Source organism: Bradyrhizobium sp. Ken01 (assembly GCF_055807355.1).
In genome coordinates this window covers 55,955-70,848 of the sequence record NZ_JBVVPC010000042.1, presented here as the reverse complement: position 1 = coordinate 70,848, position 14,894 = coordinate 55,955, and the positions used below count along the sequence as shown (strand labels likewise).

The following is a 14,894-nucleotide window of genomic DNA, read 5'->3' as shown; positions in this document are numbered from 1 at the left end:
GCTATCGACGCGATCCTTTCCATGCGTCGGCAAGGGGACGAGATCCGGAAGCTACGCATCGAGACGTTCGACCAAGCGATGCGCCTTGCAAATGAACGCGCCCCGAGCAGCTTGGAGGGGGCGCAGTACAGCTTCTATTTCGGTTGCGCACTGGCCGCGTTGTACGGGCGAGAGGCTCTTCAGCCTGTTCGGCTGGAGAGCCTGACTGACACACGCGTGCTTGCCTTGGCCGCGCGCATTGAGCTAGAGCCATCGTCTGATTTTGCTTCGGCATTTCCAGCCGGAACGCCGGCGCGCGTTGTACTCGATCAGGGCAAAGGACCGGAAGAAGCGATCGTGCGCCATCCCCTCGGAGATGTCGCAAATCCGTTATCCGTCGAACAAGTCGTGGAGAAATTCAGGAACATCGCTAAGCAGAACATTCATCCGCGGTGGCAGGAACAGATTCTCGCAGCAATCGGCGGCCTTGAAGCCGCAGGTTTTCTGCCGCTTCTGGCTGCCCTCCTGCGATCGAGTTGAACTCGGGGGCGTCCCGAACGGAGCGCTAGCAGTAGGCCGTTTGCCCGCGAGTGTACCTCGGCCGCCACTCACAAGTGCCTCTCAAGCTGCTCAATGCGGAAAAGTTCAAACGCATCCTTGAACTACACCATGATGCATGACGACGGTCAGCCCGGGGCTGTTTGCTTATCACTGCGAGGCCGAGGTCGGCTCAAAACAGTCTGAAACCTTCAAGGTGATGGAACGTTCCTTGTGTTTCGCCACCGACAGAAGATTCACAGATCGGCGTGAAGGTGCGAGCTGCACCGATGAAAAGATGAGAAGTCGAGCAGATGCGGTCGGTGCGGCCGAGCGTGAGGGTTGGAAGCGGCTGGTCCGGGGCCGAAACACGCCGTAGAAGGTGGTTTGGATAGTACGGATCGCACTGGTGGCGAGTGATGTGCTGAGGGCGCAGGCGATTGCTATGGCGGTAGACAAGGGCCTGCTGACCGCCCGCCGCTTGGCCCCATCGCTTTGTTGCCAACGCCCTGGACGAGCTGTTGAACCGTGTAAAGCGGCCGTCGAGCGGCTCCGGCCATCAAGCGGACTGTACACATGATTCCGGAGGCGAGACCGTCAAACGTGATCCATTGGTGTGCGCAGTATAGCCGGGGCGGCAAGAACCTCCTACAGCACGCGTCCGGCGGATCTGGCATGCGCACTCAGGCCCTAAAAAATGTCCATGTCGAAGTCGAACGTTTCGGAGGAGAACTGATCATCGAAGATCACACTAGATGTAGACAGCCGATCACCCTATCAATCATTCGGCTTACCGCACTCACGATAATGGCTCAGCATGCTACCTGGGCCGCCGCGCGACTGATTGGCTGAGCCAAGTTCGCGTATTGCATCTCTCCGACCCTTCTCTGTTCTTGACCATTCGGCGCAATTCAGGCGTCCTATTTGGCAAGCCGGCTGCGCCGCAAGTGTACATCCGCTATGTCACATGTAGTGTGACGTCCGACTGCCTTCTAAGAGATAGTCGCTGCTGCACACGTGGTATTCGCCGCAACCGGAACTGTTGAGTGTCCAGTGCTGTCGTTATCGCTAACGCGCGCGCGGGCGGTCGTGCGTCTCACTGCGCGTATCAGCCGTGCCCGCATTGACGGCAAGACTGCTGTTACCGCGCGCAGCGGCCGCCTCGCACGCGAGTTCAAGCCGTTTTCGAACGGTCGACCGCAAATCAGTCTGTGAGACCCCTATTTGAATAGGTAGCTACCCAAACCACCTAGTCAGTAGTTTGGTACGTAAACTATGGGTCGAATCGAGCTGCTGCAAATGTGTGCAGGATATCCAGTTCGGTCGATGTCGCTTAGCCTGTCTTTCGCGCGCGCAGAGCTGAGCGATCGGTCGCAAGTCCTTAGCAAGCAGCGGAGAATGAAATGCAACCGCGGATCTCTACATCAGATTATGGTTGCGCGACTGAGAACCTTCGGAACGCCGCGTACGAGATTCACGAGAGCCTACCACATCTTCATTCCGCGCACATGGACGGCCTTATGCTCGCCCATGCATTTTCAATGACCGCCCCCACCAGTGCTCGGGCCGACGGTCTGCTTGGCGGTCGTAGGCAGGCAGTAGATTTTGTGCGATGCTCCTACTTGGGCCTCCATAATCACCCCTTGGTTGTCGCTGGCGCGATTGAGCTGATGCAGGCGCAGCGATCATTGGATTGGTCCTGCGACCGAACGCGGGTCGAATTCAATTTTCTGGGAGAGCTTGAAGAGACCTTATCGGAGATCTTCTGCGCGCGCGTGCTCGCGTTTTCCAGCGGCATGCTCGCTAATCTGGGCGCGATGCCGATCCTTGCTTCAGGCGGATTGACGTCCGGCAGGAAGCCCGTCGTCGTATTCGATCGCTCTGCACACATGTCGCTCGCGTATCATAAGCCGGTAATAGCTGATGAAACGCGCGTGGAAACGATCATGCACAACGACATGGACGCTCTCGAACGTTTATGCCGCGAACATCCGGTAGTCGCTTATGTGTGTAACGGTGTTTACCCATCGGGGGGAAGTGCGCCGATCAAGGAACTATGTCAGCTCCAAGAACGTTACGGGCTCTTTCTCTATATTGACGATTCTCATGGCATATCAACCTTGGGAGTCCACGGCGAAGGATTTGCTCGCTCTCGGTTTCCGCAAGCACTCAGCGAGCGAACGGTGATAGCAGCCTCGCTGGCCAAGGGATTCGGCGCATCGGGCGGAATTTTGATGCTTGGAACGGCCGAGCAGGAGTCGCTGTTTCGACGGAACTCGATTCCCCATGCGTTTTCGGCGGCTCCCAATCTGGCGGCGATTGGGGCCACCCTTGGGTCCTGCAGAATTCATCGTTCGGAAGAACTCGGCCAACTGCAGAGGCGTTTGGCGCAACGCGTCGATCTGTTTGACCGCCGTCTTGCTACCGCGCAGCACGGAAATTCACTTCCGATCAGAGTGATTGCGGTCGGATCGGCGGCCAGTGCGGTTGCGATCGCCAGAGGGCTTCTCGATGACGGATTCTGTACCTCGATGACGTTGCTGCCAACCCTATCTCAAGGAAAGACCGGGATTCGTGTGTGCATTACGGCGCAGCATGAACTCCGCGACATAGAGCGGCTGTGCGAGTGCATCTTGAAAGAGGTAACCGAAAAGACCGGAAAGCCTTACCCTCTGAGGTGATGTTTTGTTCAGCGGAGGAAATTCATGGAGCAGCCAAATATTTCACGGTGTCGCCGGCTGCTGGCGGGCAAGATGGAAGGTTGTTAACCATCAAGCCGCCCGACGGAACGCATCCGGTGAGATACGCGCTCATACTGGTTCGGTTCCGGCGCAAGACGGTGCAAGAGGACTTCCACGGACGGCTTGATGAGGCCGCTCCTTCGCATGGCGCGGAGCCGGACGATGTCGTCGTGGATGGTTAGCACGTGGCTGTCGGGCAAGAGCCGGTCGAGGATCGCGGTGCTCCATTCGGCAATGCTGCGGTTCGACGTCATAGCATGGCGCCGGGTTCGTAGCGGCGGCTGATCAGCCGGAAGAACAGATGGGCCGCCTCGGGCTCCGGCGGCGGGTAGCCGAGGTCGTCGCTTTGGCGAGGCCGGCGACCAGCGTCGTCGCTGCGGTGACCGACGCCCGCCGGACCAGCGTCATAACGCCCGGGTCTCTGAGATCAAGGTGAGATCCTCTATCCATTCCATCCGCAATGCGGAGCGTCAGTCGTTGTGTCGCCCGCAAGCGGCTCGGGGCGAGATGCATTTTGTTGTCAGACAACCTGATGCCTCGTTAGCGCTTCTGCCGGCATGGATGGCGGCTTGCGCCGCCGCGTCCTTTCGAATGATGGCTGACCCGCGGCTTCCGGTGGGTTGTCGGTTGGAGATACGCGTTCTTGCCGGTGCGCTCTTCCTCTTCCAGGGAAGCGTTCCGTTCGCGAGGAGGCTGTCATGGCGGACGCATCACGTCGGCAGGAGGATCTTTTCGAGAGCCCTCCTACACAGCAGCCTTCCAATCGAAGTCCACCAGGAGATGCTGTAGCTCTTCAAGGAGCTTCTGGCCGAAGTGCACACCGCAGCGCGGCCGAGACACGCGACATGGACGAGGAGGACATCACTTTGCCCGCGGTCAGCCATGGCCAAGAGGGCCGCCACCTCGCGCGTTTCCGGTCTCAGTACGATCTACCACATCCTGACCAATCCCACCTTTGCTGGCGCCTACGTCTTTGGGCGCTCGGGCAGTCGGGTTACGATCGAGGCCGGCCGCAAGATGAGGGCTACATTACGTGGGCGGAGTTCGAGAGTAATCAGCGCTTGATTACCGATAACGCCAATGGAAAGAACTTCATGATTCGTGGTACGGTCCGCGAGGCCCCTCTTGCAGGGCTCCTTCGTTGCGGGCACCGCGGTCGTAAACTTCACCTGCTTATAGCGGCACGCAACCCCGGTCGGCGCTATCATTGCTCGGGTAGCCAAATTAACTAGGGCGAAGACCCATGCATCTCATTCGGCGGCCTGCGCCTGGATTGCGCAATCAGCGCGGAGGTCATCGGACGATTGCAGCCGCTCGCGGATCTGCTTCGGATCGATCGAGGGCTGCGCCTCGAAGTCGAAGCCCGCGAGCTCCTTCACGGCCGGGACGTGTGCGAGCTTCAGCGCCATCTCGATGCAGCGATGATCCTTGGGCGCGATCTCGCGCTGGCACAGCAGGATCAGCGTCTCCCGCGTCAATAGGTTCGCGTGCGCCATCTCGTCGACCAGGGACGGATGCCCGACAGCTGCAATCGCGCCTGCAGGGCCTCGCGCCGACCGTCGGTGCTTCGGTTACCTTCTTTGCGCGCGCTCTCACAAGCTCCCTACGATCACTGTTTCGTATTCGACAAGAGGCGCAACAACTCGGACAGTTGAGAAGGCACCAACACTGTCGTCGCGATTTCCGGTCGGCAGACCACGCCACTGCAACCGGCAAACGCATCGAGGTGGGCGGAAATCGACGATCCGCAGCCCGGCGACCTTCAGATAGCTTGTGGATCGCAACCTGCATGCCATGGCGGTGCACCTCGCCGGCCACAACCGTCACCGCCACGCGCTCGCCGATCAGCAGTCATGCACCGAGTAGCTGTTCGTGCCGATCTCGACGGCGCAATGGTTGCCGATAACGCGGGCAGTTCGCGCAAGGATTCGAACGGCGGCTGCCTGCCGAGCCGCTTCAACTGATGTGCCTCGTCACGCGCAAAGCGACGATGGCGCCTCGCCGGTTGTGCCGTGGATACGCTCGTTCGCCACTCTCGCTCACATTCGGCGAGATGCGGCTCGAATGCCTCCCAGCTCGCAAAAGAAATACTCGGCGACCGCGTTCATCTTCACGTAGCCGGGGCCATTCTCCGTATTGCCCTTCGTGCGCACCTGATACGGTCTGCAGGCGCGAGGACGAAGCCACAGTGCTTCGCGAACGCGATGAGGTTCTCGTTAAACTGAACCGACCGGCTCACCGCGTCGGGGCGCGCCTCGAGCGTGTGGATTGTCCATCAGCACTTTCTCCGGCACACCTCCGAAGGTCGTGAATGCACTCTCCAGTCTTGGCACCAGTGCTCTCGCTTCTCGGCCCGGAGCGCGCGGACATGCAGCCCCGCGCATATCGGAGCGTCGCAACGAATACGAATACTTTGATGTTCACGCCGCCGAGCTCGACCAGACGTTCCCGAAGTCGATCTGTAGCCGCCGGGCATGGCGAACCGCGTCGTCGCCCACGGTTTGGCCCTCAGCGCCTGGCGATAGGGCTGCACGGCGCGTTGCAGCGCTCGCCGGCTGACAGCCACGCCGTCGGTCAACAGCTCGTGGCGCACCACATCCCCATTGCCGCGGTGCCAATGAACTATCGCGCTGTCAGCCTTCAAGGCCATCGAGCCGCTTCGAGCGTTCAGGTGACTTGAAGGTTTCACCCTGCCCATCGCCATGTAGCCCTTCACCATGTGATGACTGGGGCTCGACTGTCGCGCAATCCGCTTCAGACCCAACCCGCACGCAGGCGCAACATCTCCGCCACGCACGTCATCCGGCGTCTTCATCGGCTGCCGCCGTGGATTAGTCCACAACGAGCTTTCCATGATTTGTTCATCGTTCATTCGCACTCTCCTCCGCTATCCAGGGAGGGGGCAATTCCTCGTGACGCCGGAGCGGCAGGGTTCAGCTGAGGATGCATCAACGATTTCGACGCACTCTCTGGGATTTTGCCGTGCGAAATTCGCTCTGTTCTCGGAGGGCTATTGCAACTGCGGTCTCCGTCCCTTCAAACCCAGCTGGGATGAGGCCATCGCAGAAGAGATCAGTTGGGTAAGTAGGTCCATGCGGAGCCGCGCGACGCAGCTCGAACTTGGGTCGTGACGGAAAATCGAACTTGATCGGTCATAGCCAGAGGAATTTCGATCACAACCTGCACGCTGCCATACTGTCGGCAGTGCTGCAAAGACCGGCGACGGACTCTCGCGCCGATGCTCCAGTCCGCGCATTTGGTAGACGCCGTCGTTCAGGTGATGGCCCGACGCCGGACGACACGCTCGGCGTAGCGGGACAGGCGCAGCGCCGCTTCGTCGATTTCCGCGTCGGTCGCGCCCAGATTGATTCGTAAATGGCCAGTGGCGCTCTCTCCAAAGCCATCAGCGGGTAAGATCGCCACACCCTCCTCGAGGAGCAGTCCCTTGGCGAACTCATGTGCCGACAGACCGGTAGGACGTACATCCAACATCACGAACATGCCGCCTTCCGGCGGGTGGCAGCACAGGAGGGGAACGGATTCCATCCAGCGGCAAAGCCGATCACGGCGGCGGCGATAGGCAGCCTGCACCTCGGGCATGCCGTGCGGAAGCTGCTCCAGCACCACGATTGCCGCGTCCTGCAAAAACGTGGGAACGCCGTAGGTCGAGCAGATGGCCACTTGACCAGCATGATTTGCTAATTCCTGCGGGCCGATCAACCAGCCGAGCCGCCAACCGGCCATCGCATGGGATTTGGAAAGGCTGCGGATTGTGATCGTGCGCTCCGCCATGCCGGGAAGAACAGAAGGTGAGACATATTCTCCGTCGTAGACGAAGTCGCTATAGACCTCGTCCGAAACCAGCCAGAGATCGTGATTGCGGCACAGAGCCGCTATGGCCGACAGTTCCTCTTTCGTATACACCGCGCCGGTGGGGTTATTGGGCGTTGCCAGAAAGATCGCGCGAGTGCGCGGTCCCATAGCCACTTCCATATCGGTGATCAGTGGATGGAACTGGTTGCTCGCCGGCGAGCGGATGCTGACGATCTCGGCGCCAGTAGCCGCAATGGTGCCGGGGTAAGTCAGATACATCGGTTCGGGCACCAACACCTGGTCGCGCGGCTCCAGAAGACACAGGGCGGCACTGAGCAGGGCGTTCTGCGCACCTATGGTGACAACCACCTGATCTGCATCGATCGTTTGCCCGGTCTTCTTGGCATGATGCCGCGCAATCGCCTCGCGGACGGCCCGGCCGCCCGCACAGGGGCCGTAATGGGTCCTTCCGGATGCGAGGCTATCATGCACAGCGGTAATAGCCGGCTCAGGACTAGGAAAATCGGTGTCGCCAACCGTCAACAGAATGACCCGTTCCCCGCGGGCGCGCTTTTCCGCAGCCATAAAATGCACGTCCCAGGCAGCCGACGCCTTGCCGATCATCTGGTGGATTCGGGAAGCGTAACGCATGGTGAGATTCCTTCACGGAGCTAAAAGTAGAGAGATCTATGCGGTCGTCGGATTCCAAGGGCGCCATGCGAACCGCCCGCAGCAGCCTCCAGCGTTCGAGTGGAGCAATCTCGCTGACGTTGAACTTGGTACGATGATACGCGACCGCCGCTCGCTGCGAATGTTCCGATATTTCTCTCCGTAATCGAACGTCGCCATCCTGCAAGCCTTTCGCGCCGCCTGTCCTTTCATCGCACAGATGTTCAACACATCCGTAATGCCTTGGTAAGCGCCAGCCAAGCGCATGAACAGGTAGTAGAAGGGGCGCCTACGCACAGGAGATATTCCCACATCGAGCACTTTGGCCAGAATGACAACAGGCCATCCATCTTCGCGCAGCTGATGTCGTATTCATGATGTGCGACCACGACCCGGGCGGCAACTCGTGCCACCGGACGATCTAGGCGCCTTAAGCATATGGGTAATCTGGTTCGTCGTCATCGATCCATCGTCCGATGTGTACGCCGCCATGAGCCTGCAGCTTCGGGGATCTGCGTCGAGTGACGTCGGACGAACCGCCGTGTCGAGCCGAATTGAGTTCACTGGCAACTCCGTAATCGCGCACAAACGCGCAGTCTCCCCTTGTCGCATTTCAATGCTGTCACCAGGTTAGAATGTACCAGAGGAGCCGTCACATCGCGAATTCGATGACATTTTCGAAATTGATCAAGTGGGCAGGAACCCTGCCACATCTAAGACGGCCATGAAGCAACTACTATGTAATGGCTGCTCGGCGGCTCGCGTCCGAAGCCAGGGCTGGTGAACACCTGCAGAGCATTTCGATAATCGCGGCGAGCCCCGTGCGTTGTACCCTTAACTTCTGCCGAGCGGCAGCAACAGGTTGCGGTAGTCGCGCGGGTCCGTGGTGGGCCTTCCCTCGCCATCGATGATCCGGCTTTGGGAATTTCTCTCCGCGCCCCATCGCCAGGCCGAGGTCGCCATATCGAGCAAAAAACGGAGCCTCGAGATTTGAAAGGATACTCAATCGAGACCAGGTTTGTGCCGAGCCGCGCCTCCCGTCCGCCGAACGGCGCAACATAATAAGGTGAGCGGCATCGGCAGCCGCGAGGCCGATCGTGCCCGCGCTTGCGGCTATCAAGGGATACGCGGCGGGCCGTCCCACATGGCTTCCAGAATACGGTGTAGGCCGCGACAGCGGTGGTCGAGGATTCCTTTGCGGTGGTCCAATGCACGCCCGGCATCTTGAGCGACTCGATATAGGCCGAAATTGCGGTGACGGCATGACAGTCGTGGCTGGTCAGGTTGGCATTCACACAGCCGGTAATCACAGCTTGCGCCTCCTCCTGCGAGGCGCCGACGGCTTGCAGTAGCGCCGTACAGATGAATGAGACGATCGCCATGACTGAAAAACATCCCCACCGGGCAAGCTCTGGCTCGCCGATCGCACTAGTAGAGACCTCCTCAATTAAGGCCACTCTCGGAGACAGTTTTGGCCGATGCAGCACGCAATGCAAATTGCTTGCCGCCAGCGCGCGTCAGACTTGTCCAGCTGAACCCAAACCCTCAACCGCACCCGCGAGTTTCTCCCAAGGGCCACAAGTGACCAGCGGTCGACGCCTATCCGATCTCTGATACTCAGGCGCGAAGTCTAGAGGCCGGTTCGTGAATGGTCACTTCTTCTGTTTTGGTAGTCCACGCCTCGCGTGTGAAGCGCGTGTAGCCTCGACCAAATCTACATTCTCTTAGCGGGGAAGATCGACCTCAGCGCCTCGCTGCCGTGATGATCACAGAGCCTTGGGACTGTGCAAAAGCACGACCACTCCACTGTAGGAATTGCGCAGACGGATCACGTCGCGCGTTGGGGCAGGCAAGCTGCGTATTGGCGGGAATATCGAGTTCGATCTCGCGCGACACCTCGAAGATGGTCTGTGAACAATGACCATTCTCGAGCAGCGCGTATCTGAGCGCTTGAGCGCGACTCACAAACAGACCACCAAAAATCCCGCTCTGTTCGCGGGCAACCCAGTTGCCACGGCGGTTCCTACCAACAAAGACGACCGTTCCTTCGGGGCTGCATGAAGGAAGTTCGACGAGCTCCATGTCCATTGTCCTTCGATGATCTTCAAACCGTATGTTCCTCAGCCGGCACCCTCCCGATCCAAACTGTAGCTTCTCAAGAATGCTACGCCTCAAAATGCCTGCTGCCTTATCGCGCTAAATAGCTGTTCATAGAATGTGGATTCAATGGGCAAGGTGATGCGGATCACAATCGCCAGCATAGGACCACATCTTTCACCAACGTTGCAACGGCCCGGTGGCTTGAGTCGTTCATGAGGTTCAAGGTCATCGTGCAGTTGCGCCAACGAGCCGATCGCCGACGTGAGGGGAGCCGGAACCGCGCAACCATCTTTTCCGGACTCCTGAAGTTTGTAGCAATCACGACTTAACTTCGCCGCTCTGCGCTACCAACCGCAAACTGCCAATACGAGTCAATCTGACAAGATTCATCGACGAGTTCTGAAACGATCCCCACCGCTCGGCGACGCCGTCTCATGGAAGCAATCGGCGTGCCACGCTGTCAGTATCTGATGCGCGCCTTTCTTGACGAGAAAAACAGTCACTTGCTGCGCCCATTGGATCGCGGCTCATTTTTGTTTACTTCTCAACATCAGGGTCTTCAATCGAGCATGAATGGCCACATGAGATGGAAGATGATAGCCTCGCCCATCGTCCCAAGCTGGAAAATCGTCTTGACTATGAAAGGCCTAATGCGTGGCGAAGATGCGCTTGGCACCGGTGCGTAATTGGGCCTCAATGGTCTATCTCCCGCGACCATCCTAGCGCTGGAAAGATCCGCTGACGGCCACGCAGAGGAGCTTTGAGAGAGTCGAGCTCGCAGCGCCGGCTAGGTGTTTAGTTCCCCTCTCGCAGCGACAAGAGGGAAAGGTACTAAATGACGGTTGCTGAACGCTCCCGGTTTCATATGCGATCGCTTCCTCGGCTCCAGCCTCAAAAGAATTCGGAGGGTCGATCCTCGTCAGAGGGCCTTTTAAGCTCCGCTCAGAATGAAGAAAGTTCAACCAGGTCGAAGCTGCTCAATGTTTCGACTGAAATCAACTCGGCACTGCCGTTCCGACTCGTCCGTACGACCCGTAGGGTGCCGAGTTATGCGTTTTTGTACACTGGCGTCCATGAAGATAAGTAACACGCCGCGCACCTGCGGCGAAGGGCTTCACGTTCGTTCAAACTCTTGATCTAGGAGAGAAAACATGGCCGAAGGCCCAGCGCTTACCATAGTCGTCAACGACTCTGCCGCCGATTCGTTTGTCCAACTTATAGGAGAGCGCTTTCCGCAGGTCCGCGCGATCGTGGCGCCGGACCTCGATCTGTTAGAGCGACACATAGGGGAGGCGGACGCGCTGCTTGCCTCTCGTTTCCCCGTTGAGGTCCTGGACCAGGCTAAGAAACTGCGTTGGTTCCAATGCACTTGGACCGGTATCGATTCGATACTTCCCATCCGCCACAGGGTCGCTCATATCAGCGTAACGAATGCGCGCGGTATTCAGGGCGACATAATTGCGGATTACGTGATGTTCGGCGTGGCGATGCTGCATTGGGATGTACGTAGGCTTCTACGTGAGCAGGCGGAGCGCAAATGGAAACCCTCGATTGTAGCGCCACTAGCCGACAAAACGCTCGGCGTTGTCGGGCTGGGCTCGATCGGGGCAACAATTGCCCGGCGCGCAAAGAGCGCGGGAATGACCGTAGTCGGTTCGCGAAGAAATATTTCCCTCCCGACCGAAGGTGTAGACCAATTGTTCGGTTCTGATGAGCTTCGGGACTTGCTGCCGCTCTGCGATTTCGTCGTCCTGGCCGTGCCGGCGACGCCGGAGACGGTTGGCATCATCGGCGCAGCCGAGATCTCGCGCATGCGTCGCGAGGCCTTCTTGATAAATATCGCCCGCGGAAATGTCGTCGTCGAGACTGACCTGATTAGGGCTCTCCGCGCTGGTGCAATCGCTGGTGCGATGCTCGATGTGTTCGAGCGAGAACCGCTGCCGCAAGACAGTCCGCTTTGGGATATGCCAAACGTCATTATCACGCCCCACGTGTCGGGAGTTCCGACGAACTATACGGAGCGGGTTTTCCCGATTATCGCAGATAATATCGAACGATTCCTGAAGGGACAGGCGCTGAGGAATCTTGTGGATCTCGGACGCGGCTATTGAGGGAGGTAGGTCACTCACAGCCGATAGGCCAAGCGCTACGAGATGATCGAACCAGCTCAAACTGGGTCTGGCACCCCTCGGCTGGCCCACCCACGCATAGATCTGGTTCGGATGCACCTCGTAGCGCTGCGCCAAGTCTGCCACCGTCCTTCCGCCGTGTCTTTCTTCGTCATCACGCCGTCCGTCTATCAAACGGAGCGGCCCTTTTCCAACTTAGCCTCTGGTCCCAAAATCGGGGTCCATTTCAAGGGGCCATGACGACAAAACTCTTGGGTCGCGGACCTGCTGACGCCAATATCAAAGTCTTGCCGATGTCGTAACCATTGCTGTAGCATTTACGACGTATGTCGCGTCCACAACGCTTACCGCAATCGGCACCTTCCCAGGCTGATCGGTACTTTCTAAAATCCCGTGTTGGTAGGAAAAATGTGCGAGCGCGTCGCGTGGTACGGCATTTGCTGATCTCCTTCCCAAGTCGTTCTCGGCTCAGGAGGAACACATGGTCGATGTGCAAGACGTGGTGCTGTCCGCGCGAGAAAAAGAGTGCTTGCGGTGGGTAGAGGAGGGAAAATCATCCTGGGAAATCGGGATGATATTGAAAGTTAGTGAGAATACGGTCAATTTTCATCTTAAGAATGCGATGAGAAAGCTGGAAGTGACCAGCCGAATCCAGTGTGTTATAAAGGCGCGCCGCCTCGAGCTTATTTGAACTGTGGCCGGGCGCTGCTTCGATCAAAGCGACGCCCAGCGTCAGGTCCTAGAACGACTCCGTTACATTCCGATCCCGCTACGAAATAGCGACTTGCGCGACCGAAGCGGCGCTCCTGGGACGAGATTGCTCCACTTCATCGCGGCCCTCCACTTGGATGCCTGCGATTAGATTCAGCCGCGGGCTCGAAGGCGGTGAAGCTGCCCGCGAACGCAGCCCGCGATGGTCGCAGACATCAACGAATGGGCCTTCGGCACGAACCCGTTGGGGACGTTCGTGGCAAACATGCCCTTGCGAGGAATTGCTGTTGGGCGAAAAGCCCGATGCTCTGCGACTCCGATCGCGGCCAACAGCGTGTGGCGGCCGTACAGCGCTGAACGTGACCGCCAAAGATGAGCCGCATCGGCCCAGGGGCATAACTGGCGGATATCGTCCGCGGCATCGCCCCGGGTGGGATCTGATCCCTGATCAAAAAATGCGCCAGATTATCCTGGTATACAGCGCAGCAAACCTTTCGTGTGGGAGCTCGGGTGTGTTGAGAGATGCAAACGCGATCCAACCGTCCTTTAACTCCTGACCGGGCTAGTGATGCGGCGAAGGTTTATACGTTTGTTGAAGCCACAACGGCCGACGTGCGCTTTGAACGCGCCCAGCTAAATAACCTCACTTTGGACTCTTCAGTGGGGCCTCCTCGGGGTTGTATATCAGGCGTGCCGGATAGTGCTTTGCGCCAAACACCTGGTCATCAGTCATGAATCCGGTCTCGACGAGCTTTTCGAGAACCAGCGTTGCACGCTGACGCGCAGTCCAAACAGCAATGTGCGAAACTTGATCGGGCGGCACATTTACCAGGCCAGCAAGCATGGCCGCTTCGCTAAGGTCGATATCCTGAACCCGTTTTTGGAAATAGAGCCGTGCCGCATCGCTGACGCCGAATATGCCGGCTCCAATCCGCACACGGTTTAAATAGATCTGTAGAATTTGATCCTTCGTGAGTCGAAATTCGAGCCAAATAGCGATAAGTCTCTCGTGAATCCTGTCCTCGAAAGTTCGTCCATTTGACGGGAATAGCATTCTCGCAACCTGCTGGCTAATCGGCGGGTGTACGCCCTCTGTCTCTGGCCTGGCATGGAGCGAACGGGCGATAGCGGCAAGACCGATACCGAAATGGCTGTAGAAGCGATGATCCTGGGTTGCAAGCGTCGCCTTGATTAAGACCTCCGGAAGCTCTTTCAGTGCAATCGTGTTATGTGTCGCGCAAGCGCTGGTCGGACTCGTCCGGCATTCTGCCGGAAAGACTGTGCGATCAAAGCCGTCGCCCCGATCCCGACTCGCGGTTTCACGAAAAGCCGGGATCGCCACGATAAATGACAGTATCAGGCCGACGACCCCAAATGTTAGAGCTTCCGAAAGCGGCTCGACGATTCCCCAACGTAACGATCGGCCAACAAGCCGCGCGCCCCGCATCAGCTCTGTAAGCATAGCGGCAATTGGACGGATACGACTGGCTCTGCCCACTATACGGTCTTGGATCGCGGACGTCCTGCTTCGCGGCATCATCTGACTCACCTGCTTCTTTCATCTATCTGGAGTTCGTGTCGGAAAGGCGTCCCGCTGTCGACATGGCACTCCGTTTTCCTCTTCCAGTGACAGCGCGGTGAAGAAAGGGTTTGGGGGAGCCCCCAGCAATTCTGGACGCGCGAGACGCTGCCACTACGACGCAAAGTAACCGTTACCAATCGCGCGTCAGCTGCACCTTCCCGAGGCCATGAGGTCACCAATCCCGCAGGTAGGAGGGGACCGCGGGCCCTTAATCATTCAGCTCTCACGCGCTATTCTCGAGACCTTGAGTCTGCAACATCCGATACTGGTTGCCAGCACGCGGGTTGCTCGAGCGAGCGTCACCAATCGGCATCACGGCTGAAGTTATCGGTTTGGGTATATGAATGCTCGGCAATCCGGGGACTTTGAATGGCAGTCTCGCAAGAGCAACGGAGTTGGCAGACGCGATGTAAAGCCGCGCACACTCTCGGCGCCTTCGACGACGCCAGCTGTGGACGGCGTAGCCGGCGCAAGAGCCGGCGACAAGGATCAGAGCGAAAACCACGAATGCCATCATCGGGAAATATCCACCTCCGGCGCGGCTCACAGAGCGCAAATGTGCTGTGTAGGAATCATGGTGCAGGCAGGCAATGACTCTGCGGCGAATCGAACTGATAGTTGGTACAACCTGAC

9 protein-coding genes and 3 pseudogenes are annotated in these 14,894 nt (G+C 58.4%); 6 read left to right on the top strand and 6 right to left on the bottom strand.

Going from position 1 to position 14,894, the window contains the following annotated elements:
* From AC0L3S_RS30575 to AC0L3S_RS30565, 3 genes and pseudogenes are all read left to right on the top strand, one after another.
* A pseudogene (locus tag AC0L3S_RS30575) lies at positions 1-519 on the top strand (MmgE/PrpD family protein); the annotation flags it as partial.
* 151 nt (positions 520-670) lie between these two features.
* Positions 671-751, top strand: a pseudogene (locus AC0L3S_RS30570) (TIGR00701 family protein); the annotation flags it as partial.
* A 1,168-nt stretch (positions 752-1,919) separates the two neighbouring features.
* Positions 1,920-3,197 carry an aminotransferase class I/II-fold pyridoxal phosphate-dependent enzyme gene (locus tag AC0L3S_RS30565; RefSeq protein ID WP_259219143.1) on the top strand — a complete coding sequence of 426 codons (1,278 nt, stop codon included), beginning with the start codon at positions 1,920-1,922 and terminating at the stop codon, positions 3,195-3,197.
* An 83-nt stretch (positions 3,198-3,280) separates the two neighbouring features.
* Here the strand turns inward: AC0L3S_RS30565 and AC0L3S_RS30560 are convergent.
* The 5 genes and pseudogenes from AC0L3S_RS30560 to AC0L3S_RS30540 form a co-directional block, all read right to left on the bottom strand.
* Positions 3,281-3,600 (bottom strand): annotated as a pseudogene (locus AC0L3S_RS30560) (ATP-binding protein); the annotation flags it as partial.
* Between the two features lie 907 nt (positions 3,601-4,507).
* On the bottom strand, positions 4,508-4,753 hold the full coding sequence (locus AC0L3S_RS30555) for an ATP-binding protein (RefSeq protein ID WP_259219144.1): 246 nt from the start codon (positions 4,751-4,753) through the stop codon (positions 4,508-4,510).
* Between the two features lie 779 nt (positions 4,754-5,532).
* The gene (locus AC0L3S_RS30550) at positions 5,533-6,129 is read right to left on the bottom strand and encodes a hypothetical protein (RefSeq protein ID WP_259219145.1); all 597 of its coding nucleotides are present in this window, start codon (positions 6,127-6,129) and stop codon (positions 5,533-5,535) included.
* A gap of 401 nt (positions 6,130-6,530) precedes the next feature.
* Positions 6,531-7,721, bottom strand: a complete 1,191-nt coding sequence (locus tag AC0L3S_RS30545) for a pyridoxal phosphate-dependent aminotransferase (protein WP_259219146.1) — start codon at positions 7,719-7,721, stop codon at positions 6,531-6,533.
* A 1,761-nt stretch (positions 7,722-9,482) separates the two neighbouring features.
* Positions 9,483-9,821, bottom strand: coding sequence for a hypothetical protein (locus AC0L3S_RS30540; RefSeq protein ID WP_310473299.1), 339 nt, complete (start codon positions 9,819-9,821; stop codon positions 9,483-9,485).
* A gap of 452 nt (positions 9,822-10,273) precedes the next feature.
* On the opposite strand from AC0L3S_RS30540, the gene AC0L3S_RS30535 reads away from it, so the two are divergent.
* From AC0L3S_RS30535 to AC0L3S_RS30525, 3 genes are all read left to right on the top strand, one after another.
* Positions 10,274-10,525: a hypothetical protein gene (locus tag AC0L3S_RS30535; protein WP_259219147.1), complete on the top strand. Its 252-nt coding sequence runs from the start codon at positions 10,274-10,276 to the stop codon at positions 10,523-10,525.
* 465 nt (positions 10,526-10,990) lie between these two features.
* Complete coding sequence (locus tag AC0L3S_RS30530) at positions 10,991-11,950, top strand: D-2-hydroxyacid dehydrogenase (RefSeq protein ID WP_259219148.1); 960 nt, start codon at positions 10,991-10,993, stop codon at positions 11,948-11,950.
* A 499-nt stretch (positions 11,951-12,449) separates the two neighbouring features.
* Positions 12,450-12,659 carry a helix-turn-helix domain-containing protein gene (locus AC0L3S_RS30525; RefSeq protein ID WP_374762389.1) on the top strand — a complete coding sequence of 70 codons (210 nt, stop codon included), beginning with the start codon at positions 12,450-12,452 and terminating at the stop codon, positions 12,657-12,659.
* A 663-nt stretch (positions 12,660-13,322) separates the two neighbouring features.
* Here the strand turns inward: AC0L3S_RS30525 and AC0L3S_RS30520 are convergent.
* On the bottom strand, positions 13,323-14,141 hold the full coding sequence (locus AC0L3S_RS30520; RefSeq protein WP_259219149.1) for a transglycosylase domain-containing protein: 819 nt from the start codon (positions 14,139-14,141) through the stop codon (positions 13,323-13,325).
* Positions 14,142-14,894 lie beyond the last annotated feature (753 nt).

Bases quoted from the DNA above. Each gene is read 5' to 3' on its own strand.
- AC0L3S_RS30535 (WP_259219147.1), top strand. From the start codon at position 10,274: ATGGAAGCAATCGGCGTGCCACGCTGTCAGTATCTGATGCGCGCCTTT.
- AC0L3S_RS30540 (WP_310473299.1), bottom strand. From the start codon at position 9,821: ATGGAGCTCGTCGAACTTCCTTCATGCAGCCCCGAAGGAACGGTCGTC.
- AC0L3S_RS30565 (WP_259219143.1), top strand. From the start codon at position 1,920: ATGCAACCGCGGATCTCTACATCAGATTATGGTTGCGCGACTGAGAAC.
- AC0L3S_RS30525 (WP_374762389.1), top strand. From the start codon at position 12,450: ATGGTCGATGTGCAAGACGTGGTGCTGTCCGCGCGAGAAAAAGAGTGC.
- AC0L3S_RS30530 (WP_259219148.1), top strand. From the start codon at position 10,991: ATGGCCGAAGGCCCAGCGCTTACCATAGTCGTCAACGACTCTGCCGCC.
- AC0L3S_RS30550 (WP_259219145.1), bottom strand. From the start codon at position 6,129: ATGAACGATGAACAAATCATGGAAAGCTCGTTGTGGACTAATCCACGG.
- AC0L3S_RS30520 (WP_259219149.1), bottom strand. From the start codon at position 14,141: ATGCTTACAGAGCTGATGCGGGGCGCGCGGCTTGTTGGCCGATCGTTA.
- AC0L3S_RS30545 (WP_259219146.1), bottom strand. From the start codon at position 7,721: ATGCGTTACGCTTCCCGAATCCACCAGATGATCGGCAAGGCGTCGGCT.
- AC0L3S_RS30555 (WP_259219144.1), bottom strand. From the start codon at position 4,753: ATGGCGCACGCGAACCTATTGACGCGGGAGACGCTGATCCTGCTGTGC.